General features: G+C 33.8%; 18 protein-coding genes. 7 read left to right on the top strand and 11 right to left on the bottom strand.

Features of this window, described 5'->3' with window-relative positions; all coding sequences use genetic code 11:
• The first annotated feature begins 10 nt into the window (after positions 1-10).
• The gene (locus tag BD847_RS04095; RefSeq protein WP_115886989.1) at positions 11-391 is read left to right on the top strand and encodes a hypothetical protein; all 381 of its coding nucleotides are present in this window, start codon (positions 11-13) and stop codon (positions 389-391) included.
• Positions 392-564: 173 nt separating this feature from the next.
• On the opposite strand, the gene BD847_RS04090 is transcribed toward BD847_RS04095, so the two are convergent.
• The 4 genes from BD847_RS04090 to BD847_RS04075 form a co-directional block, all read right to left on the bottom strand.
• Complete coding sequence (locus BD847_RS04090) at positions 565-1,017, bottom strand: Lrp/AsnC family transcriptional regulator (protein WP_035644147.1); 453 nt, start codon at positions 1,015-1,017, stop codon at positions 565-567.
• A 148-nt stretch (positions 1,018-1,165) separates the two neighbouring features.
• On the bottom strand, positions 1,166-2,158 hold the full coding sequence (locus tag BD847_RS04085; protein ID WP_115886988.1) for a bile acid:sodium symporter family protein: 993 nt from the start codon (positions 2,156-2,158) through the stop codon (positions 1,166-1,168).
• Positions 2,159-2,216: 58 nt separating this feature from the next.
• On the bottom strand, positions 2,217-3,248 hold the full coding sequence (locus BD847_RS04080) for a methionine synthase (RefSeq protein ID WP_115887341.1): 1,032 nt from the start codon (positions 3,246-3,248) through the stop codon (positions 2,217-2,219).
• A gap of 30 nt (positions 3,249-3,278) precedes the next feature.
• Positions 3,279-4,331 (bottom strand): DUF1852 domain-containing protein, encoded by a 1,053-nt coding sequence (locus BD847_RS04075; RefSeq protein WP_115886987.1) that lies wholly within the window; start codon positions 4,329-4,331, stop codon positions 3,279-3,281.
• A 268-nt stretch (positions 4,332-4,599) separates the two neighbouring features.
• On the opposite strand from BD847_RS04075, the gene BD847_RS04070 reads away from it, so the two are divergent.
• Positions 4,600-5,229: a nitroreductase family protein gene (locus BD847_RS04070; protein ID WP_115886986.1), complete on the top strand. Its 630-nt coding sequence runs from the start codon at positions 4,600-4,602 to the stop codon at positions 5,227-5,229.
• Positions 5,230-5,432: 203 nt separating this feature from the next.
• Here BD847_RS04070 and BD847_RS04065 read toward each other — a convergent pair whose 3' ends face one another.
• The 6 genes from BD847_RS04065 to BD847_RS04040 form a co-directional block, all read right to left on the bottom strand.
• On the bottom strand, positions 5,433-6,617 hold the full coding sequence (locus BD847_RS04065; RefSeq protein WP_115886985.1) for an ABC transporter permease: 1,185 nt from the start codon (positions 6,615-6,617) through the stop codon (positions 5,433-5,435).
• Entirely contained in the window at positions 6,586-7,761 is a 1,176-nt protein-coding gene (locus BD847_RS04060; protein WP_244201555.1) for an ABC transporter permease, read from the bottom strand. Before BD847_RS04060 ends, BD847_RS04065 begins: the two co-directional genes overlap by 32 nt.
• 5 nt (positions 7,762-7,766) lie before the next feature.
• Positions 7,767-8,759, bottom strand: coding sequence for an HlyD family secretion protein (locus BD847_RS04055; protein WP_115886983.1), 993 nt, complete (start codon positions 8,757-8,759; stop codon positions 7,767-7,769).
• Entirely contained in the window at positions 8,760-10,214 is a 1,455-nt protein-coding gene (locus BD847_RS04050) for a TolC family protein (protein WP_115886982.1), read from the bottom strand. It abuts the gene before it with no gap.
• 926 nt (positions 10,215-11,140) lie between these two features.
• Positions 11,141-13,048 carry an AAA family ATPase gene (locus tag BD847_RS04045; protein WP_115886981.1) on the bottom strand — a complete coding sequence of 636 codons (1,908 nt, stop codon included), beginning with the start codon at positions 13,046-13,048 and terminating at the stop codon, positions 11,141-11,143.
• A gap of 230 nt (positions 13,049-13,278) precedes the next feature.
• Entirely contained in the window at positions 13,279-14,301 is a 1,023-nt protein-coding gene (locus BD847_RS04040) for an META domain-containing protein (protein WP_115886980.1), read from the bottom strand.
• A 503-nt stretch (positions 14,302-14,804) separates the two neighbouring features.
• On the opposite strand from BD847_RS04040, the gene BD847_RS04035 reads away from it, so the two are divergent.
• The gene (locus BD847_RS04035) at positions 14,805-15,110 is read left to right on the top strand and encodes a hypothetical protein (protein WP_115886979.1); all 306 of its coding nucleotides are present in this window, start codon (positions 14,805-14,807) and stop codon (positions 15,108-15,110) included.
• 54 nt (positions 15,111-15,164) lie between these two features.
• Here BD847_RS04035 and BD847_RS04030 read toward each other — a convergent pair whose 3' ends face one another.
• A complete protein-coding gene (locus tag BD847_RS04030) occupies positions 15,165-15,800 on the bottom strand; it encodes an MEDS domain-containing protein (protein ID WP_115886978.1) in 636 nt (211 codons plus the stop codon).
• A gap of 273 nt (positions 15,801-16,073) precedes the next feature.
• Between BD847_RS04030 and BD847_RS04025 the strand changes: the two genes are divergently transcribed.
• The 4 genes from BD847_RS04025 (at position 16,074) to BD847_RS04010 (ending at position 21,698) form a co-directional block, all read left to right on the top strand.
• Positions 16,074-17,687: a sensor histidine kinase gene (locus BD847_RS04025; protein ID WP_115886977.1), complete on the top strand. Its 1,614-nt coding sequence runs from the start codon at positions 16,074-16,076 to the stop codon at positions 17,685-17,687.
• 12 nt (positions 17,688-17,699) lie between these two features.
• Positions 17,700-19,649, top strand: a complete 1,950-nt coding sequence (locus BD847_RS04020; protein WP_115886976.1) for a sigma 54-interacting response regulator — start codon at positions 17,700-17,702, stop codon at positions 19,647-19,649.
• A 193-nt stretch (positions 19,650-19,842) separates the two neighbouring features.
• Positions 19,843-20,640, top strand: a complete 798-nt coding sequence (locus BD847_RS04015; protein ID WP_115886975.1) for an alpha/beta hydrolase — start codon at positions 19,843-19,845, stop codon at positions 20,638-20,640.
• Between the two features lie 38 nt (positions 20,641-20,678).
• On the top strand, positions 20,679-21,698 hold the full coding sequence (locus BD847_RS04010; protein ID WP_115887340.1) for an alpha/beta fold hydrolase: 1,020 nt from the start codon (positions 20,679-20,681) through the stop codon (positions 21,696-21,698).
• Positions 21,699-21,834: the final 136 nt, after the last annotated feature.

Below are 21,834 nucleotides of genomic sequence, written 5' to 3'. Positions count from 1 at the left end.
CGATAAAAGTATGAAAAATAGTACTCCAAAAGCCGTCTTTTTATTATTTTCTTTCGGGCTTTTTTTTCTTTTTTCCTGTTCCAGACAACTTATAGATATTAAAAATCAAACGTATAAAAGTTACAACAGTAATAGTGAAAAAGGATATATAGTTAGTTTTAAATTAAATGACACTGTTGTTGTTCCTAAATCGGTTGTGATTAATGGTATTGTTCAGGATATATCCAAAGCAAATAAAACTGGAGATACTTACCAGCTAAATGTGATTGCACAAACCACCATAATTCATAATTACCAAGTAAAATTAGATAAAAAAGAAAATGGAATTTACTTTGAGAAAAATTCAAATATATTTTTTCAACCTGTAAAATTCAAATTAATCACAAACTAATTGAAAAAGTTTAAGTGAACCCGTTTGGTGTAATTATTACAAACGTCAGTTCGAGTATTTCTTGTGGAAAGCATCGGAACAAAAAATAAATGTTTCAAGAACCTTTAATGGACTTAATACATTTTCTGTTACAAAAGCTATGGCGAATTTCAAATAAATAAGCTATCGCGACACTATCCATAAAGATTTTTTATCTCCGACATAACAAAGGTGCTTTGGGTACTCCCTATACTTTCAACTGATCCCAATTTATTAAACACAAAATCCTGATAATGCTTCATGTCTTTGGCTGAAACTTTCATTAGAAAATCGTAATCACCTGAAATATTATAGCACTCCACAACTTCTTCTATTTTCATAATATCACTAACAAACTGATTCCCAATATTACGATCGTGCTGTTTAAGTTTGATATTACAAAAAACGATGAAGCCTCTATTTAATTTTTCTGCATCAAGGAGTGCTATATACTTCTTAATATAACCATTGTTTTCCAATCTTTTAATACGCTCAAAAACTGGCGATGCTGAAAGATTTACCATTTTGGCAAGCTCTTTTACAGTGTATTTAGAATTATCGTGAAGTATATTTAATAACTGAAGATCAATATCGTCTATCTGTTCCATAGATTATTTTGGTTTGATTTATTTTTAAGACAGAATAAAATTCTTCAAATATAACGAAAAGCAATACAAAAATCTTGTTTTACACACATTAAAACATAACATACTGCAGCATTCATCTTCACAGTATAAAAATCTACTAGGCAATATTTTATACTTCTTTTCGTCGAGCCATACCCTGAGCAATGATGCTGGCAGCAATCAATTGCAAAGCATGGTAAAGCATGAGCGGTAGCAATACAATACCTGTAATAGTACTGTGCTGAAAAAGTACTTTTGACATAACGGTGCCGTGTACTAATGACTTTTTAGATCCACAGAATAGAACAGTAATACGATCTTCATCTGAAAAACCAAGCAGGCGACTGAATAGCCCGACACAAAAGAATACGGCAAAAAATAACGCCATCATGCCTGCAGCTAGTCCGGCAAGTTCAACGGCGGTGAAGCCTTCAAAAAGATGTTCAGAAAATGACTTGCAAAACGACGTGTAAATAATCGTCAGAATAACTGCCTGATCGAAATATTTGAGTTGTTTCTTGTATTTTTCGGCAATGGAACCGAAACGGGAATTAAGGGTTATGCCAATGATGACAGGCATCAAGACTTGCAGAATCAACTTTATGACGATTTGAGTGACATCAAAATCGCCTGTTGCAGAAGCTATAAACAGCCCAACCCAGAGCGGCGTGACCACTACTCCGATCAAACTGGAAATACTCGCATTGAAAATGGCTGCGGGAATGTTTCCCTTGGCGATGGAAACCATGACCACGGAAGAGGATACTGTAGACGGTAAAGCTGCCAGAAAAAATACACCCAGCCAAAGCAGCTCGAAGCCGTTACTGACAAACAACGGACGAAATGCCAAAACAATGAGCGGAAAAAATAAAAAGGTGGTCAACTGGACGACAATGTGCATTTTCCAGTTGGATAGTCCGGCTTTTAATTTCTCAACACTTAATCGCATACCATAAAACAAGAAAATCAAGGAAACGCCAGCATTGGCAATCTCCTCCAACGAAACAGGTTCTTTGACCATGCCCGGCTTTGGCAAAAAATAAGCCATCAGAATCATGGTGGCTATCATTAACAGGAAACCGTCGAAACCTGCTTTTTTTAATACTTCTAATAATTTCTTCAATGTGTTTTAAATATTATTCCTCCGTGGAGGCACGGACTCCATTATTAATATATCGAGACTAAATCCCAAGTTCTTTGCGTATAATTTCTGCTCCTGCGCTTAAAGCATTTAACTTGCCTCTGGCTATGTTTCGAGATAGCGGAGCCATACCGCAGTTTGTAGAAGGATAAAGATTTTCGGCATCTACAAACTCTAGAGCTTTACGCAGGGTATTAGCTACTTCTTCTGGTGTTTCGATAGTGTTGGTTGCCACATCAATGGCACCGACCATTACTTTTTTACCGCGAACAAGTTCCATTAAATCTAAAGGGACATTGGAATTGTGACATTCTAAAGAGACGACATCAATTTTAGATTTTTGAATTTTCGGGAAAATTTCTTCGTATTGTCGCCACTCTGAACCTAATGTCTTTTTCCAATCAGTATTTGCCTGTATTCCATAACCATAACAAATATGAACCGCAGTCTGACAATGTAAACCTTCAATGGCTCTTTCTAATGCTGCCATTCCCCAATCGTTTACTTCATCAAAGAACACATTAAATGCAGGTTCATCAAACTGGATAATATCTACCCCTGCGTCTTGAAGTTCTCTTGCTTCTTCATTGAGTGCTTTTGCAAATTCCCACGCCAATTTTTCTCGGCTTTTATAATGGTCGTCGCACAAGGTGTCTACCATAGTTAACGGACCAGGCAATGCCCATTTTATAGGCTTATTAGTCTGTTTACGTAAAAATTTAGCATCTTCAACAAAAACTGCTTTTTGACGTGTAACTTCACCTACTACTACTGGAACACTCGCGTCATAACGGTTACGAATTTTTACTGTTTTACGATTTTCAAAATCTACACCGCTTAAATGCTCGATAAAAGTCGTTACAAAATGCTGACGTGTCTGCTCGCCGTCGCAAATGATATCCAGATCTGCCAATTGTTGTTCCTGCAGAGAAATACGCAAAGCATCTTGCTTCCCTTCCAATAGCTGATCGCCTTCTAATTTCCATGGTGACCAAAGTTTTTCGGGTGGTGCAAGCCAGGCAGGTTTGGGTAAACTTCCAACAATAGAGGTAGGCAATAATAATTTCTTCATAATAGTATAATTTTTATGCGTTGTAATCAATTAAAGAATAAAATTAGCAGACCATTGTTCCAGGATGCTTTTGTATGGCTTAATGAAATGCTCTTCTGCATATTTACCCTGTTCAACAGCCAATCGGCTACGCTCTTCGCGATCATAATCCACGCGAGTCAGTGAATAATCTTCGTGTTTAAGACTAGGTTGATAGATTTTCCCGGCCACTGAATTTGCATTGTAAATTTCAGGGCGATAAATCTTCTGGAAAGTCTCCATTGTACTAATTGAGCTGATTAATCCAAGATCAGTATAATCAGCAAGTAGATCTCCGGAATGATAAAAAGCCATCGGTGCCACACTATTCGGAGGCATGAAAAAACAAACTTTTAAGCCCATTTTAGAGAAATATTCATCAGTGATAGAATACTGATCCTGCAAATATTCAAAACCCAGAACCGGATGCTGATACTCAGTGCGAGTATATATTTTGTTGCTCGAAACACTTAGACAAATGATCGGCGACATCTTAAAGTGCTCTTTATAAGTGGCTGAACTCACAAAACACTTATAAAGTTTTCCGTGTAAATCACCAAAATTTTCAGGAATAGAAAAATTAGATTTGTTTTTATTGTACTCAATCAATAAAATACTGAAATCATAATCCCGAACATAAGAGGAATAATTATTCCCGGCAACTCCTTCGATTTGCTGGCCAGTCTTACGATCAATAATATTCGTTTTTAAAACTTCAATCATCGGTAGATCGTTACTACCATTCTTATCATCAATACTCATTGTTACTGTAAGGATTTCAAGTTCCACATGGTAACGATCCGCTTTTGGATTATCCAAATGAGCCAATGCATTGAATCGATTGTTAATCATATTTAAAGCATTGCGTAAGTTTTGCTCGCGATTAGCTCCTCTGGCCAAGTTGGCAAAATTGGTTGTCAAACGCGTTTGACTTGAGGGGTGGTAATTTTCATCTAAACAAGTGCTTTTTAGCGTGAACACAAAATCATTCTTGATAATATTCTCGATGTTTTCAATATCCTGTTTTTCATTTATTCTTAAATCTCCTTGTATGTTCGCTTTCATTTGATGACAACTTTTAGTTTTTTTACCCTGCAAAATTGACAATAAAAGATTTAATATTTTTAAAAAGTCATAAATTCAGATAATTATTCTTTTTTGATATTATTTTAAAGATTAAAAATCTTTTTACAAACATAATAGTAAGGAAAAACAGATAATTATTCTTTAGAGAACTAGGAAATGACCGATTTGAAGTTCGCCATAGCCATTGAAGCCTCGAAAAAGAAAACAATATCATTTATATTTGCCTAAATTTAAGATAGACATAGCAATGAATTTGATAGAAAATTTGAAATGGCGTTACGCCACAAAAGCTTACAATAACATTAAAGTAACAGAAGAGAAGATCGATCAGATCTTAGAGGCTATAAATCTTTCAGCATCTTCTTGTGGTCTGCAATCTTACCGCGTTTTTGTTGTTAGCAATCCAGAAATCCAAAAAAAATTAGGTGCTGATTCATATAATGGACAGATTAGCTCTTGCTCTCATTTGTTGGTTTTTGCTGCATTCAATGACATGACTTCGACTTACATTGACGATTACATGGCAATGACAGAAAAACAAAGAGGTCTTGATGCTGGCGCCTTATCAGGATTTAGAAATGGATTGCATTCTTATTTTAGCGCTATTAACGAAGAACAAAAAGCCCTTTGGGCGGCCAAACAAGCTTATATTGCACTAGGAACTGCACTTATTGCTGCGGCAGAATTGAAAGTGGACGCCACTCCTATCGAAGGATTTAATGCCGCCACTATTGATGCCGTTTTGGGCTTGAAAGAAAAAGGGTTGCATTCTACAGTTATCCTCGCTTTAGGATATCGCGATTCTGAAAAAGACTATATGGCAGCTACGAAAAAAGTTCGTTTGCCTATAGATGAAATGATAACGAAAGTTTATTAATCTTATTTAGTTTACTGCCAATAATTTAATTTTTTTATGAACAAAAATTTACTGCTATAAATAATTCATAAAGCATTCTAATGGCGATTATAATTTTGTCTTATTTACGAATTTTAACATCTCACCTCTACGATCCAACAAAATCAACCAGTAGATTTTCAAATTAAAAATAAACTGTTATCATTATGATTCCCAACAATACTTTATTCTGTTTCCGCAGAGATTGAGCCGGGCACTTTACTCCATAAAACCTTTAAACGAACAAAACAGATTATACTGTACAAAGCAAAAAGCAATATAAGATGCAATAAAGCTGACGGATTATCCCATAAACTTGCACCTGACTGCACAATGCCAGTATACAAAACAATAAATGGCGTTGTAGGCAAAAGATTTGACAACCACTGCAATATTAGCGGAAGCGATTCAAAAGGCCAGCTGTATCCTGTAATTAAGAAAATTGGATAAGTGGAGAATGCCATCATCTGCAAACAAAGCAATTGCGATTTAAACAAAGAACCTATAAACTGCGCCATCGGAATTAAAGTAACGATAAACAAAAGCAGCAATATGCTCAATTCGAATCCGCTGCCTCTCATGGGTAAATTAAGCAGTTTGTAATTTACATTTAAAAAGAAAAAGGCGTACGAAGAAAAAAGTATCAAATAGAATAATCCTTTACCCCAAATTCCGTTAGAAATCCCAGAGCCTAGCCATTCGCCCAAACGAGAACGCTGACGCTCGCCGGCGACACTTTCGCACAAACCAATTAATAATGTTTGCTGTAAAATCAGGGCTAACAATCCTGGCAATAAAAATGCGCCATAACTTGATCTTTCATTAAATAAAGGACGATAATCTAAATTTACCGGCATTACATTTTCCATAGCAATTGTTGTACTCATTCCTTCTTTTTTCTGATAATACTGAAGTCTAACTCCTGCTCCAATTGTCAAACATATTTGCTGTACATTTAACAACAAATCACTCGACGGCAGAAACCTTGCGGCGTTTATTGCTAATACTACATTGCTTTGTTTTAAACTCAGTAAATTGGCTTCTGTTCCTTCTGGAATATAAAAATATCCTTGGCAATTGCCTTGATACATCTGCTCTTTTGCCTGTTCGAGATTCGAAAAATGAATTAATTCTACTATCGGAGAATCGTCAATATTTTGCTGTAATAAACGTGATAATCTGGAGCCATCATCATCAACAACTGCCAATTTTACATCAAATTCTTCTTTGTTGATGTAAATACTTCCGTAAAAAAAAGCGTAAAGCAAAGGAGCAATAAGAAGCGTAAGCAGCAAACTATGATCCTTTACTACTTGCGAAGCTTCCCTCAAAAAGAGACTAATCAGCGATTGTTGCGGTTTCTTTTTCATCTTTAATCGAACTAAATTGACGTTTGAACAACAACATTGCTGTCGGATACATTACAACACAAAACAACAAGAGTTTTGTTACTTCTCCATGTGCATATTTTAAAGGCAAATTCATATAATACACCTTAAAAAATCCGTCTAAAAACGAAGTGTAAGGCATGATAAGCGCATAATACTGATCGTACCAAGGCATTGCCCATCTCGGAAAAGTAAATCCGCTGAATACAAAAGCGGGTGAAGTATAGAAAAGGGCAACATCTCCTGAAAGCATCACATCTTTAAACAAAGCCGATATAAACATTCCGATGCCAATACATGCCAAAGAAAGCATAGTATATAGCACAAAAAACTTTCCGGTGGCTGCAGGAACTCCAATATCGAAAAAAGTAAAAATAATTCCTGTAATAATGATAAAATTAATCCAGCTGATAGCGAGATGCGCCAATGTTTTCCCAATAATTACGGCGACAACAGAACCTTTTGATGAATCGTAAAGCTCGTGCATCGTTCCTGTAATCCATTCATAATTTAAAGCCAGCATAGAACTGATAATCAGAATCATCTGCATTCCCACCGTAATCAATCCTGGAACTAAGTATTCCTGATAATTGTAAGTCGGATTATAAAGCTGATAGGTTCTCAGACTAATCGGATTTGCGATCGCCATTGCCTGATCCGATTTCATTCCGGTTTTTACCAATTTCTGTAAAGTTACACCCGTACTTCCTGTAATTATAACTTCGGCGACAGCCTTATAAACTAACTTAGAAGGAACAAGCGAGGCCGCATTGGTGTACAACGTCACATTACTCGGATGACGGCTGTAGATATTCTTCTGCAGATTGGCAGGAAAATGTACCGCGCCCATTATTTTTCCCTCTTGAATCAGTTTTTTAACTTCGGCTTCGCTGCTTACTCTCCTCGTAATTTGCAACGTTTCTTTTTGTTCCAATAAAAAAATCAGCTCTCGGCTTATCGCGCTTTGATCTTCATCCCAAATCGCAAATGCTAAATTCTTGGCATCTTGTTTTTGGTAAATAAAAGCATAAAAGAAAAACAAAGCGACAGGAACACCAAACATTACCAAGTAAAAAACCTTTAAACTCAGAATGCGCTTCCATTCCCTAATAACAATGTTCAGCATAAAAATCATTGAGGAAGAATTAAAGAAGCGGTCATACCAGAACGAAGTCCTTTAATCTCTGCAAGATTCTCAGGTTTCACTTCTATTGTAAAAGTTCTAAGTTCAAATTCTCCTTTATCTTTTGACGGAACCCAATTGGCAAATTCTAATGTAGGCGCAATCGAATGCACAACGACATCAAATGTTTCAGGTTCGCAACCCGGAACTTTGACTGTTGTTTTGCTCCCTACTTTAAGCAGATTTGATTTATCCTGTCGGATATTAAACTTAATTATAGTCGAATTTTTCTTCTCGATGGTCATAATTGGATATCCAATAGAAATGATTTCGCCCTGATGTGTAACCAAGTTAGAAATTACGCCATCTGCAGGAGCATAAACTCTCGTATTATCTCCAAGTGCTTTGGTCAGTTCATAGGCTTGTTCGGCTTGTTTTACGATGGCATTTGCAGTTTTAAGCAATTCAGGTCGTGTACCGTTTTTGAGCATCTGAAGATTTAACTGTGCGGTTTCCATTTCCTTTTTAGCCGCTTGAAACTTAAAATAGAAAACATCTTTTTCTTGTCCCGATATTACATCTTCATTATACAATCGCTCCATACGATCGTAAGTATTGCTAAACAATTTATATTGTTCCTGACTGATTTGATACAGTTTAGAAGTCGCTTCTATCAATTCTGGTCTTGCTCCTTGTGTAAGAAGTTCTTGCTGTCCTTTTGCCGCATCAATAGCCGATAATGCCTGTGCTTTTATGGCGTTTATTTCATTAGATCGAAGAACGGCTAATAATTGTCCTGTTTTTACGGTATCGCCCAGTTTTACGAGTAAGGAATCCAATCTGCCTGGGAATTCTGCTGCTACATCTACGCTTGTTGCATCGACCATTCCTATAAAATTGTCGTCTTCTTTATTATTGTCCTTTAAGAAAAAAATCAGTCCGGTTAGTACTACAAAGATTGGAATGATCAGCGCCCAGTAATTTTTAAATATATCTTTCATCTATTTAATAAATTGCGTTATTTGACTTGGATTTCCTAAACTATTAAAATATTCAGCTAATGCTAAATAGTATCCTAAAACAGCGGTATAATACCCTTTTTCTATTTCTGTTTCTACCAACAAAGCATCGTTAACATCTTTTGGTGATGACAATTGATTGTTCATCCTTTTAGTAATTAAACTGCTAGTTGTATTGGCTTCTTTTCTCGCTGCGTCCATAGCCATAACATCGTTTTGGAGCGAGCTCATTTTATTTTTTGCCACTCTCGATTGTACCTGAAGCATTAAACTGGAATTTTCCTCTCCCAACCTGGCTTCTTCAATAAGCTGTTTTGCCGCTAAAGTCTTTTTATTGGTCTGTCCGTTATACAAAGTCCATTGCAGTTCCAGTCCTACAAACCAATCGGGAATCGAAACCGGCAAATCTTTCTGATATAAATTGTAATTTCCAATGGCAAAAACGTTGGGCAAAGCCATTGATTTACTGATTTTTTCAGCAGTTTCTGCATAGCTGATTTTATTGTTTGCAATTCGATAAACCGGATTTGTGAGCCAATAATCTTTCATAGGTTTCTCCAGATTGATTTCGGCATATCTTAAAGTATCCGAAATCACAATTGTGGTATCAAGGTCAACTCCCATCAGTTTATTCAGTTCAAGATGGGCGTTTTGTTTTTCCATCTTAATATTGTTGTATTGACTTTGCGCCTGAATTAAAACCACATTTGTCCAGTTTTGTTGATACGGAGGCAATATTTTGTTTTTGACAAGTTCTTGGGCGTAATTTTTATTTTTATCTAAAGCATTTACAATTTGTTCTTGTTTTTTAATTAAAGAGTTGAGGTATAATATTCTGAGGTATTGCACCGCAATTAAAAAATCAACTTCTTTGCCTGCAATTTCAACACCAATTCCTGCCGAATTTGCAACGGATTGTGCCAAATCTATACTCGAGTTTATTTTGTTTCCAAGAAAAATAGGCTGACGAACTCCCACTCCTGCAACAAAATAAGACTGTTTACTTAAACTAGGATTATAATCGGGATAAATACCGCCAATTACCGTTTTTGAGGCATTATAAATACGATCCTGTGCTGCCTGTGATAAATTGTTTCCCGTAATTTCGTGGTAAATTTCGTTTGCCGTATTCACACTTTGCTGTGATGAACCTTCAACGACTCCGTCTTTAACCGTCTGCAAGTTTATAGTAAGCGGACTGCTTAAATAAGAATAACTCGATAAAAGGTCTACTTTAGGAAGATAACCTTTCTTTTCGGCCTGAAGATTATATTCGCCTGTCTTCAATGCAGATTTTGCCTGTTTAATAGTAATATTATTTTGCTGTGCTATAGAAAAACACTCTCCAAGAGAAGTTGTTTGTGCTTTGATTCCAGAAGAATTCAGGAATAAACAAAACAGTATAAAGGGCTGTAATAATTTTAGTTTTATGTGCATCTATAAATACTCTTGTTTATTGAAATTACTTTTAACTAGCGACTTCTTTTGTTGTTCGATTAAAAACAACAGGATATAATAGAAAGGGATAAAAACTTATTGTTTCAAATAATTTGAAACTCTTTTAAAAATGAAAATGTAACGTTCGTAAAAATTGAAATTTTAATTGATCTAATGTTTAAAAGCATTACTGAAAGAAAACATATTACTCAATATACTAGATAGTTAAAGATAATATTTTATTTGATAGGTTAGTTTTATTTTTGAGTGTTTATTTGAACGCTTCAATAGTAGAAAGTGAAAATAAACTATTATTAATACCCTCTTAGAATCTGTTTACCTTAAGAAAATGCTTTCCAATCTAGTTCATAATAATTCTGTTCCTATGCTTGAGCAAAAGATGTAATTGAAGAAAATCGGCTGAAACAAATATTAGCGGTACTAAAAATTCCTGCTGAAGCTTTTCAGAATTTGATAAAGAACAAGCTATAAATTCTATTTCAAATCCTTTTGGAGAACACCTTTTTAGTAATTCCTTTAATCACAGAACAATTAACATTCATCCAATTGAAAAATTAATTAAACTTCATCAAGAAAAAACTGCATTATACAAGCGCATGTTGAAAGAGAGAGACGAAATAGTGATTAGGTTTGAGAAATTGATTGGGAAATAATTAATCTGAGATACATTTTTTTCAAAAAAGAGAGACTTTAAAAGTCTCTCTTTTTTGTTTTGAAATATTTTGAGTGCAGAGTCGAGATACATTTATAGAGCTCCCTGTAAAACTTCACAATGAAAAGGTTTGAATAGAGTGTACTTAGGCATTATTGTTTAGATTTCTTAATTAAAGACAATAAAAAAATACACGCAATACTTCTCATAATTCATTTCGAAACCAAAATATTTAATACCAATTAAACCCGTATTATGGATGGGATTCATATTTGGAATTTTCTGTTTTTATAATATTAGCAATATTCTCAAAAATATGTCTAAATTTTTCCCAGTTTTCTGGAGTAATCTCTATTTCTCCATTAAATATTGCCTGTGCAAATTTTTCTTTTGAAAGTGCTTTATTTTCTCCTGCAAAATCATAAACATCCGTATCGATAATTACATTTATACCTGATTTTTTACTGATTAATTTCCCAAGATAAACTGATTCTGCTATATTTAAAGCTGATCTTTCTTCAAATTCCAGTCCATTAAATAATCTAAGACCTTTTATTTTCGTTTTATATTTTTCTTCGTCAAATAGAAACTCTGTAGATATTCCATCAGGAGAAATTTTAAATGAATATATTCCAAATTCGTTCTTATTTTTCGGCATTAGCTTCTCATTATCAGAATCAAAAATACCTATCATAATATTTTTTCGTAAGTCTGGTTTACCATTTCTATTTCTTATTTCCGCAGTCAAATAGTTGTTAAGTTCAACATCTCCTAAATCAGCAACTATATTAGTTCCGCATACATTATTTTCAACATCATCCTTACTTCCGTATCGATAGAAATAATCTTCATTTATTTCTGTAAATTCTTCATTATTATGAAAGTATTCCAAAGCTTTTAAAATATGTTTCCAATCTGTTTTTCCTTCGGTAATTATAATAATAGGTTTATCCGTTTTTATAGTTTCTTCTAAAACTTTAATTCGCATTTGTTGATCAGAAATTTTATCGTAAAACTTCTTGTTTACTTTTTGCAACTCTAAATAGTCGTCTCGATCAATTTTTATAATACGCTTTGAAGAAATATTATCCTTAAACACTTCGTAATATGTAGTATAATTTGGAGCCAAAGAAATTGTTGCTGGAGAGTGAGTAGTTATTACTACTTGTATTCCTCTAGAAATGTAATACTCTTCAAGAACTAAGAAAAATGATTCAATTAAAGAGGGGTTTAATACAGCGTCAAACTCATCTAACAATAATAATTTTTGTTCAAAATTACCATCTTTATACAAAGAATTAAAACATAATGAAATTATTGTTTTCTCTCCATCTGATAAATCTACAAGCTCTCGAAATTCATCTTCAATAATATCACCTTTTAAATCAATAAGAAAAAGTTTTGGAGCTTCAGTAAGTTCGGCACGCTCAATCTCATAATTATCTTTGAAACGATAGTCTAGTTTTAATAACTTAAATAATTGATTCAATTCTGTCCATGGAGCCAACCCCAAGGTAGACGGTTCAAATGCAGGTCCATCTACTTTACCAGCTTTTTGTTGTCCATTTGCTATTTCAGAAGCATGATAATAAAACATTTGGCCTATTAAATCAGTAAATAAATCATTTTGTTTCCATAAAAATTTTTCTTCTCTAAGTTTATCTCTTAATTGTTTTTCTGGAATTCTATCTCCAAGAGTATCTATAAGAGGTTTTAAAATTTTTTGCGCCCTCTCTATACAATTACTAAAATAACCATTCTGATAGCCGACAGATAATTGATTCGTTATGTATAGTTGATAAACTTGATCACCTGAACTATTAACAATTGCCGATGTAGCCTTGACAATTTCAGGAATTGAAATATTATCCTTGAAAGATCTGATCTCTATCTCATTGTTATTAATACTAACCCCATCGATTTCTAAATCTCTTGATAATTCAATTTTTTGTGAATTTTGATTACTAATTTCTATTTTACCACTTAAAATTTTAATTAATTGTGATTTTCCTGAGCCATTAACTCCAGATAAAATAATTAAATTTCCTTCCAATTCAGTTTCGAAATTTTCAGGAAAAGATCTATATTTCTGATTTAGTTTTAAAGTAATTTTTCCCATTGAGTAGTTTTCTATAAAAGTTATTAATTTTCTTTCAAACATAATAATTTTCTGTAAAAACAGATTAAATGCAAAAAGATTTTCTTTATCTCCTACTCCTCAAAGTGTAATTCATAAGCGCTGCAATCTGGAAAACTTTCGGGACTGAACTTGCGTCAATTTACAAATATATAATCTAAAACTTATGATTTACCAATAAAAAAACCAGTGAACTAACTTCACTGGTTTTGCAATTATTTTATAAATCATTAAGATAACTTCTAGAACCGAATTTATTTTGTAATACCAAACATCATTACCAATTTATCATTAAGATAAAAATTAAGCGTTTGATCTGCTACATCAAAATGAAGATCTTTATTGTTTAAATAAGACAATACTTTTTGCTCTGTTTTATTAGCTTCTTCACCCATACATGCCATTCTTGTTGACGCTACATTTTTAAAAGATATATGATCGCCATTCGTTTCATAAGTTCCTGCGAAGTTGTTGCAACCTGAATTTCCACTCACTTTCTTTTCTGCCGGATTAAATTTAATAGAAGCCTTTCCGTAATCTTGCCCAACATTTTCAAGTGCAATTAGTTTCCAATTGTTTTTTCCAATAAAACTCCACAGTTCATTTTGAGTTGGTATAGAAAATTCCATAACCACTTTATTCTTAGTATTTTTAAACTGCACTTTATTGTTTTTCTTTACAATTTTGAATTTTTTATTGGTTATTGCAGCGCTAAATTCTTGTTCTAATTTCATGCTTTCATCGTCACAAGCCATTAAAGTTCCCATAGGAGAATTGGTCTTAATTTGATTTTTTGAAGAAAGCTTCATGTATTTTACGTTGAAATTATTACAGCCGTTTTTACCGCTTATTGTGCCAGTTTCATCATTAATTGTAATAAATGCTTTTCCGCTGTTTATCTTTTTCCCGTTTAACTGGGTTAAAACCATTTTTGTATTATAGATTCCTTTTTCCTTGCTTACCGGCGTTTTCGAAACAATACTTTTTAGTTTATACTGATACGAAGAAGCATCAGCAGGAATAGGTTCTGGTCTTTTTGTTCTTGTTACCAGTAACTCATATCGATTTCCTTTTTCAAAATTAAAACCTTCAATATGATCATAAAATAACTGCCATTCTTTGTCATTATCATATTTTACCTGCAGACATTCCATAGGGCCAACACCCGTACATGGCACTTTACTTTCTTTTACAAACATTTTTAAACTTTCCTGACCGTATGAGAATGTTGACAATAACACTACTACAAAAACATACATACATTTCAATCTTTTCATTTATTTTAATTTTTTAGAACACCGATTAAGTACTCTGATTATTATGATTTTTTGCAGGCATGAATTGTGCCACTTTAAAATAAAGAATGCTTTTAACTTTATTTTATTATCCCTAAACTCCCCTTTTTCTTTAACAATTAAAATACTATTTATTGATAATCAGCTTGTTTATTTTATAAGAAAAAAATTCTTCTTTATATTACATTTAAGTATGTTTTAGTAGGATTTTTAGTTTATTTATACTTAAACTGACAATCTCTGGTAAAATGATTGCAATTGTGAATTAAAACGCTACAAGTTTTAAATCTCATTTCTAACAAAAAGTTCTTTTCTTTTTTTTTTAATGTAAAATTGAACATGTTATCATCTTGATCAAAACATTTCAATAAAATATTACTCTTAAATTATGTAAACCTCTGACCGAATTCTATAATTAAAAAGCTTGTTAAGCATTATACTTTTGGATTAAGATTATAAACACAAATCCAGTAACTAATTAAATTATGAAACTATCAACATCTCCTTACCAGAATTTTAATTCCTTTAAATCTTTAGCTATTTTCACTGATATAAATTTTTCAGACGCAGAATTTCATTCTGAAAAACAATCTGCAACTCAATTAATCAATTTATATCACAAGCCTGAAGATGAGCCAGATTTTGACTGCGAATTTTTACAAGGCATTAATCATGATTACAGCGAAAATAGAATTGATCTAGAATCTGAAGAAGATGCTGCAGACGAATACAATGACAATCTGTGGGATGCAGATATATACGACCCTTATCTAGAATCGACTTATTTTTAAACGGTAATTCTTAGCACGGTTACGCCCATTTAAAATGCAAAAATAGACGCAAACTTAAGATTTAAGGTTACCAGATCGGGAAGAAATGCTAGAAAGCAACTCTAAAGGTTCTACGTAATGTGGATTTTTGCTGATTTTCCCATCCTTTATCACGTAAGGATGCGTAAGCAATATATCTGTAAGTGTATTTTGGCTGAAACTACTAATGTCGTACATACAAATTAGTGAAACGGAGTGTTGTGGAGTTAGCAGATTCAGTCTCGCCTCATACTCTAAAAGTTCGTCAGTTCCAGGTAAGTTTTTGAGTGCCCATACCATATCTCCGCAAGCCCTTACACTATCATAACCCGATCTTGATGCCGACAATAAAGTTTGTTCGAGCGTTGCATACATTTTGTCTGCAGCAAATTTGCCGCCATTGATATAAGTGTTTTCAGAAGCTAACACTTCCAATTGTCCGCTTGACAGTTTTTCAGCAATAGAGATTCCATTATCAGCCAAACAGCGGCAATGTTCACTATGGCGATTGCCTTCAAGAATGTTTATGACTTTGTCATTGACTTCCAAACCTTCCAAAATATAAGGAATAATTACCTCGTATTGCTGTTCTCTCGAATCGAAAAAACCGCAAATGTGCATTGGAGCCGACAATGATTCTCCACATACCGAAAAAGATGTCTGTTTGTGCATGTATCAAATATACGCAATTAGTTTTCATCAACAAATCGAATTGGTAGATGCAAATTATCAGAAAGTAGTCGCTAATTCAATTTGGTTCCTTTCAGAAAATAAATTATTTATTATCAAATATTTAAAAACTATTTGCTTCAATGTAAATTGATGGTGAATCAATAAAAACATCCACGACACAACGATATATCGTTGGCCTTCAATTTTATAATATTTTAAATTTAAATACATAATAATCAATACCTTCGTAGAGCCAGTTTAATCCTAAAGAAAATGCGCTCTAATCAGTACAGAATAGTTCTGTTTCTCCTTGTATTATGGTTTACAATTGGAGATGCAAATGCGTTGACATTTTTAAAAAATGAAAACCAAACAGAATTGGCAGAAAAAAACGTGTCGGTTCTAGGGAATAATCTAGATCAGGAAGCTGCTTATAGTGAACTACAGGTTAAAATTGCAGAGAAATTACTCAGCAGATTACCCGAAAACATAGACAAAATAAAAGTTCTACTAAAAGTAAGCGATTGGTACGAAGCTTCATACAACAGTCCTAACACATTAGAAAAGGCATTTCAATATGCGGAATATGCGCTCAGAATAAGCCAGTCCCTGAATTCTAATATTTATGTGGGCAAATGTTATCTACAACTTTCCATGGTGCAAGAGTTGAGAAATAACAATTTAATGCTAGAATTCAATGCGAAAAAAGCAATTGAAGCATTAGCAAAAACAAATCAAACTAATGATCTGGCAGAGTCCTGGGTAATGATTTGGTCAGCAAAAATGCGTACCCTTGCACCAATGGCAGAGCGATTTCCTCCAATTTTTAAAGCTGCTGAACTATTCGAAAAAGCAGGAAATAATAAAAGAAGTGGTGACTGCTACAGAGAAATTAGTGAATTGTATTTTTCAATCTCCGATTTTAATCACTCTTTACACTTTTTAAAAAAAGCAATATTTTTTTATAAAGCAGCACATCTTAAAGAAAGCGATATTTATCCTATTTCTTCTCGACTGAATATTATTTATGAAGCCGAAAAAAGAAATAGGGATATTATTAAACTAAAAAACAAAACCCTTTTACAGCAAAGTAAACTTGAAAATGAGGTGTTTTTGCGTAATTCAATGATCACTTTTGTTTTGCTTTTACTTATAATTCTTGGGCTGCTTTACAAAAGTTACAGGTTCAAGAAAAAAACAAATAAGGTACTCGAAACACAGCAAGATGAAATCAATAAAAAAAACACTACACTTGAAAATCTAGTAGTCGAGAAAGAATGGCTGTTGCGCGAAATTCATCACAGAGTAAAAAACAATCTGCATATGGTTGTTGGTTTATTGGCAAGCCAGGTTGAATTTTTAAAAAATGAAGAAGCCGTTCAGGCCATTAATAACAGTCAGAACAGGATTCAGGCGATGTCGTTGATTCATCAGAAATTGTATCAATCAGAGAATTTATCGATCATTGATATGCCTTCTTATATATTCGAATTAACGGAATATTTGAAAGATTCATTTGAAATTAGAAACACCATCCGGTTTATTTTAGATATCGACAGTTTTAATTTGCCTTTGTCACATTCGATTCCAATTGGACTTATTTTTAACGAAGCTGTTACAAATGCAATAAAATATGCTTTCCCAGATCAAAAAAACGGAATTATTACTATTTCGCTTAAAGCCGAAGAAAACAATAAGTATATATTGATTATTCGCGACAACGGCATTGGGCTTCCACCCGATTTTGATCCTTATAATAATCCTTCATTAGGAATAAAATTAATGCACGGACTTTCTGCAGATATTGATGGAAAGTTTCTTATTACGAATGCAAATGGCACAAAAATAACTTTGGAATTTATTTTCAACGAAAATAATTCTCATTAATTTATTGGCAAAATGGCAAAACCACTAAAAATACTAATAGTTGAAGATCAGTTTGTTGAAGCAAATCACTTACGATTAATGCTCAAAAAAGCGGGACATTCCATAATTGGGATGGCGCGCTCTGTTGCTGATGCCAAATATTATATTGCGCAACAGCGACCTGAACTGGTTCTTTTGGATATTTTCCTTTCGGGAAAAGAAACCGGTATTGATCTTGCAGAAGTTTTGAAAGACGACAATATTCCGTTTATTTATCTTTCTGCCAATTCAAACCAAGATGTACTCAGCAAAGCAAAATTGACACATCCATATGGTTTTTTGGTAAAACCTTTCAGAGAAAAAGATTTATTGATTACCATTGAAATTGCCGAATATCATCAGGAACATGGCATTGAATCTTCCATCCGAAAAGAACTTTTATTTCAGAAGCAATTAAAAACAATAGTAACAAAAAACGGAACGTGGGACGACAGAGTTCTTACTATTGTTACAGCCTTGCAATCTCTTATTTCTTTTGATCTTGTAATGGCTATATTTTATATGGATAGTAAATTATCTAACAGGGTTTTAGGATATGCAAGAACAGGTTTGCATGAATATCAAAAAATAGGAATTGAAGAATTGCAAAATATTACCGCTTTAAAAGAATCTGAAATAAATGATTTACGAAACAAAAGCAAAGTGGAGACTGAAGCAACTTTTTATAATGATCAGGATTTTATAAAAATATGCGATAAAACTCCAATCAAAAAAATGATTGCGAATTCAATGAATATGAAGTCGAATCTTATGCTTCCGGTTCCTTTATCACTTCATGAAAACGGTGGATTGTATTTGTCTTTTTTTAGCAGACAAGCCAATAATTACAATAAAAATCACTTAACGTTATGTGATAGACTTCAGGAACCTTTAATTTATGCGATTGAAAATTTAATTCGCCATGATCAAAAAGTTGATAAAAAAAATAATTCATCGGCAAATCAGAATTCTTCTAAAAATACAAAAATATCAGGCTTTGAATCGATTGTTGGAAAAAGTCCGATTCTGCTAAAATTATTTGATCATATTCTACAAGTTGCTCCTGCTGATACGACAGTTTTAATTACAGGAGAAAGCGGTACAGGAAAAGAAAGTATTGCCCACAGTATTCAGCAACTTTCTAACAGAAAAGAAGAGCCTTTTGTAAAAATCAACTGTTCTGCCCTTCCACCAAGTCTTATCGAATCGGAATTATTTGGACATGAAAAAGGTGCTTTTACAGGTGCCGCTGAAAGAAGAATTGGCAAATTTGAGCAAGCGCATAATGGCACTTTATTTTTGGATGAAATTGGCGACATGCCACTTGAAATGCAAGCAAAACTGCTTCGGGCAATTCAGGAAAAAGAGATTGAACGCGTTGGAGGAAATCTTCCTATAAAAGTAAATGTCCGAATTATTGCCGCAACAAACTGCAATTTGGAAAAAGAAGTTGCCGACGGCCGTTTTAGACTTGATTTATATTACAGACTGAATGTTTTCCCTATTCAGTTGCCACCATTACGAGAACGAAAAGAAGATATTGGTTTACTTACTCGTCATTTTATTGCTGTTTATAGTTCTAAAACGGGCAAAAATGTCACCGAAATATCTGAAAACGCCCTCAAAAGTCTTTTATCGTATCAATGGCCTGGAAATATTCGCGAACTTGAAAATCTTATTGAAAGAAGTGTCCTTTTGGCAAAAACAGAAACAATTGAGCATATTCCGCTTCCTGCCTTTGATGAAGTAAAAATAAACAACAACTCAAATGAATGGTTCTTTAAAACGATTCAGGAAAACGAAAGAGAACATATTATTAATGTTCTAGAAAAATGCAACGGCAGAATCAGAGGAGCCGGCGGCGCATCAGAAATATTAGGACTTCCTCCTACTACATTAGCTTCAAGAATGCAAAAACTCGGCATTAAAAGAAGTCACTTTTAAATTAACAATTGATAATGGATAATTATCAATGTCAATTTATAAAAAACGCTATTACGTTGTCCTATTTTCGTTGTACGACGATATATAGTTATTTCAAAATCAATAAACTACAATTAAATACTTAAAAATCAAATAGTTAAAAAATAGGTTCGATTTTCGTTTACACTTTGGCATAACATTAAAACAATGTATTATGCTAACTGAAAACCCTACTACAATACTTTTTATTACTGGCGCATTTGTCAGTAATAAATGCTGGGACGAATGGAAAGTCTTTTTTGAAAATAAAGGCTTTAAAACACTGGCTCCGGCATGGCCATACAAAGATGCGCCGGCAAATGTTTTGCGGGACCGTCATCCCGATCCGCAAATTGCAAGTCTTCGATTAACTCAATTAATTGAGCATTTTGAAAATATTGCAAAAAGGCTTCCGCAAAAACCTATTGTTATTGGCCATTCTATTGGCGGACTTACAGCACAAATACTTTTACAACGCAATCTAGCGTCTGCCGCAATTGCTATTCATTCGGTTCCGCCTCAAGGAATTATGACTTTCAAATTTTCATTTTTGAAAGCTGGATGGGGACCGCTTGGCTTTTTTACTTCTACAAAAAAGACTTTCTTAATGAGTTTTAGCCAGTGGCAATATGCCTTTACTAACGGAATGCCTGAAGAATGGCAGGATAAAGCGTATTGCGATTCTGTAATTCCCGAGTCTAAATTAATCGTTAGAGACACGATTACTTCCGCTGCAAAAGTTGATTTTAAAGCGCCGCACAAACCATTGCTTTTAATTGCAGGATCAACTGATCACACAATTCCCGAATCACTCAATTATTCCAATTACAAAAAATACACCGACAAAGATTCGATTACCGATTTCAAAGTTTTTCCAAATCGGAATCACTATGTTTTAAATCAGCCTGGATGGCAGGAAATCGCACTTTATATCCAAAACTGGCTCGAAAAACTTCCAGTTCAAAATTCATAATAACCAATTATTTTTCAACTAATTTAAATTTTAAAATCATGAAAACGAATCTAGTAAACATCCCTTTTTTAAACTTTAAAGCAAAAACGAGACAATTTTTAGTCTTTGGTCTTTTAGTATTGACTCTAATTTCTTGTAATAAAAAAGCAGAAGAAACTCCTGCAACAGAAGCAAAACCGGCAGAAACGACTGAAACGGCTCAAGTCGCACCAGCAAATCCGCCTGCAAATTTTAAACATGCTACCGCTGAAGTGAACGGAATCAAAATTCATTACGTTATTGGCGGTAAAGGCGATCCGCTGGTTTTAGTTCACGGTTTTGGCCAAAACTGGTACATGTGGAATCGTTTATTGCCAGAATTATCAAAACATTTTACAGTTATCGCACCTGATTTAAGAGGCGTTGGCGAATCTGATAAACCAGAAAGCGGTTATGATAAAAAAACAATGGCGACTGATATTCACGAACTGGTGAAAAAATTAGGATACAACAATATCAATTTGGCTGGGCACGACATCGGGCTTATGGTGGCTTATGCTTACGCGGCTCAATACGGAAGCGAAGTTAAAAAAGTCGCTCTAATGGATGCACTTCTACCTGGAATTGAGCCAGTTTGGTCTAATGTAAAAGGATCAGCATGGTGGTTTGGATTTTTTGCATGGCCAGCTTCTGGAGATATTGTAAAAGGAAAAGAAAAAGAATTCTTGACCAATTTCTGGCCTGTTGTAGGACATGTAAAAGATCCTTTTACTGCCGAAGAATCTGCAGAATTTATTAGAGCGTATGCTGTTGAAGGCGGAACAACTGCAGCTTTCAAATGGTTTGGAGCTTTTGACCAAGACGGAAAAGACAACCTAATTTTCGCAAAGAAAAAACTAAAAATGCCTTTACTAGCAATGGGTGGAGAATATTTTGCTGCGGCTTTTCTTAAAGATCACTCAAAATTAGTGGCTGAAAATGTTACAGAATCTAAAATTGCTGGTTCTGGTCACTGGTTGGTTCAGGAAAATACCGCACAAGTTCAAAAAGATTTACTAGCCTTTTTCTTGGCTAAATAAATAAGTCTTTGGGTGTATTATTTTTCAACACATAGAAACATAGATTTTATATATAGAAAAGTACTTAAAAAGAAACTAGTTTCTAACACATAGCCAACTATGTTTATTTTAAGCAAGTGAAACGCCTTTTTTAAGC

It is taken from the genome of Flavobacterium cutihirudinis, assembly GCF_003385895.1.
GTDB classification, from domain to species: Bacteria; Bacteroidota; Bacteroidia; order Flavobacteriales; family Flavobacteriaceae; genus Flavobacterium; species Flavobacterium cutihirudinis.
This window is presented reverse-complemented; position numbering and strand designations above follow the sequence as displayed.

Bases quoted from the DNA above. Each gene is read 5' to 3' on its own strand.
- BD847_RS04080 (WP_115887341.1), bottom strand. From the start codon at position 3,248: ATGAAGAAATTATTATTGCCTACCTCTATTGTTGGAAGTTTACCCAAA.
- BD847_RS04045 (WP_115886981.1), bottom strand. From the start codon at position 13,048: ATGTTTGAAAGAAAATTAATAACTTTTATAGAAAACTACTCAATGGGA.
- BD847_RS04010 (WP_115887340.1), top strand. From the start codon at position 20,679: ATGAAAACGAATCTAGTAAACATCCCTTTTTTAAACTTTAAAGCAAAA.
- BD847_RS04075 (WP_115886987.1), bottom strand. From the start codon at position 4,331: ATGAAAGCGAACATACAAGGAGATTTAAGAATAAATGAAAAACAGGAT.
- BD847_RS04060 (WP_244201555.1), bottom strand. From the start codon at position 7,761: ATGCTGAACATTGTTATTAGGGAATGGAAGCGCATTCTGAGTTTAAAG.
- BD847_RS04055 (WP_115886983.1), bottom strand. From the start codon at position 8,759: ATGAAAGATATATTTAAAAATTACTGGGCGCTGATCATTCCAATCTTT.
- BD847_RS04040 (WP_115886980.1), bottom strand. From the start codon at position 14,301: ATGAAAAGATTGAAATGTATGTATGTTTTTGTAGTAGTGTTATTGTCA.
- BD847_RS04095 (WP_115886989.1), top strand. From the start codon at position 11: ATGAAAAATAGTACTCCAAAAGCCGTCTTTTTATTATTTTCTTTCGGG.
- BD847_RS04030 (WP_115886978.1), bottom strand. From the start codon at position 15,800: ATGCACAAACAGACATCTTTTTCGGTATGTGGAGAATCATTGTCGGCT.
- BD847_RS04090 (WP_035644147.1), bottom strand. From the start codon at position 1,017: ATGGAACAGATAGACGATATTGATCTTCAGTTATTAAATATACTTCAC.
- BD847_RS04035 (WP_115886979.1), top strand. From the start codon at position 14,805: ATGAAACTATCAACATCTCCTTACCAGAATTTTAATTCCTTTAAATCT.
- BD847_RS04070 (WP_115886986.1), top strand. From the start codon at position 4,600: ATGAATTTGATAGAAAATTTGAAATGGCGTTACGCCACAAAAGCTTAC.
- BD847_RS04050 (WP_115886982.1), bottom strand. From the start codon at position 10,214: ATGCACATAAAACTAAAATTATTACAGCCCTTTATACTGTTTTGTTTA.
- BD847_RS04025 (WP_115886977.1), top strand. From the start codon at position 16,074: ATGCGCTCTAATCAGTACAGAATAGTTCTGTTTCTCCTTGTATTATGG.
- BD847_RS04065 (WP_115886985.1), bottom strand. From the start codon at position 6,617: ATGAAAAAGAAACCGCAACAATCGCTGATTAGTCTCTTTTTGAGGGAA.
- BD847_RS04015 (WP_115886975.1), top strand. From the start codon at position 19,843: ATGCTAACTGAAAACCCTACTACAATACTTTTTATTACTGGCGCATTT.
- BD847_RS04020 (WP_115886976.1), top strand. From the start codon at position 17,700: ATGGCAAAACCACTAAAAATACTAATAGTTGAAGATCAGTTTGTTGAA.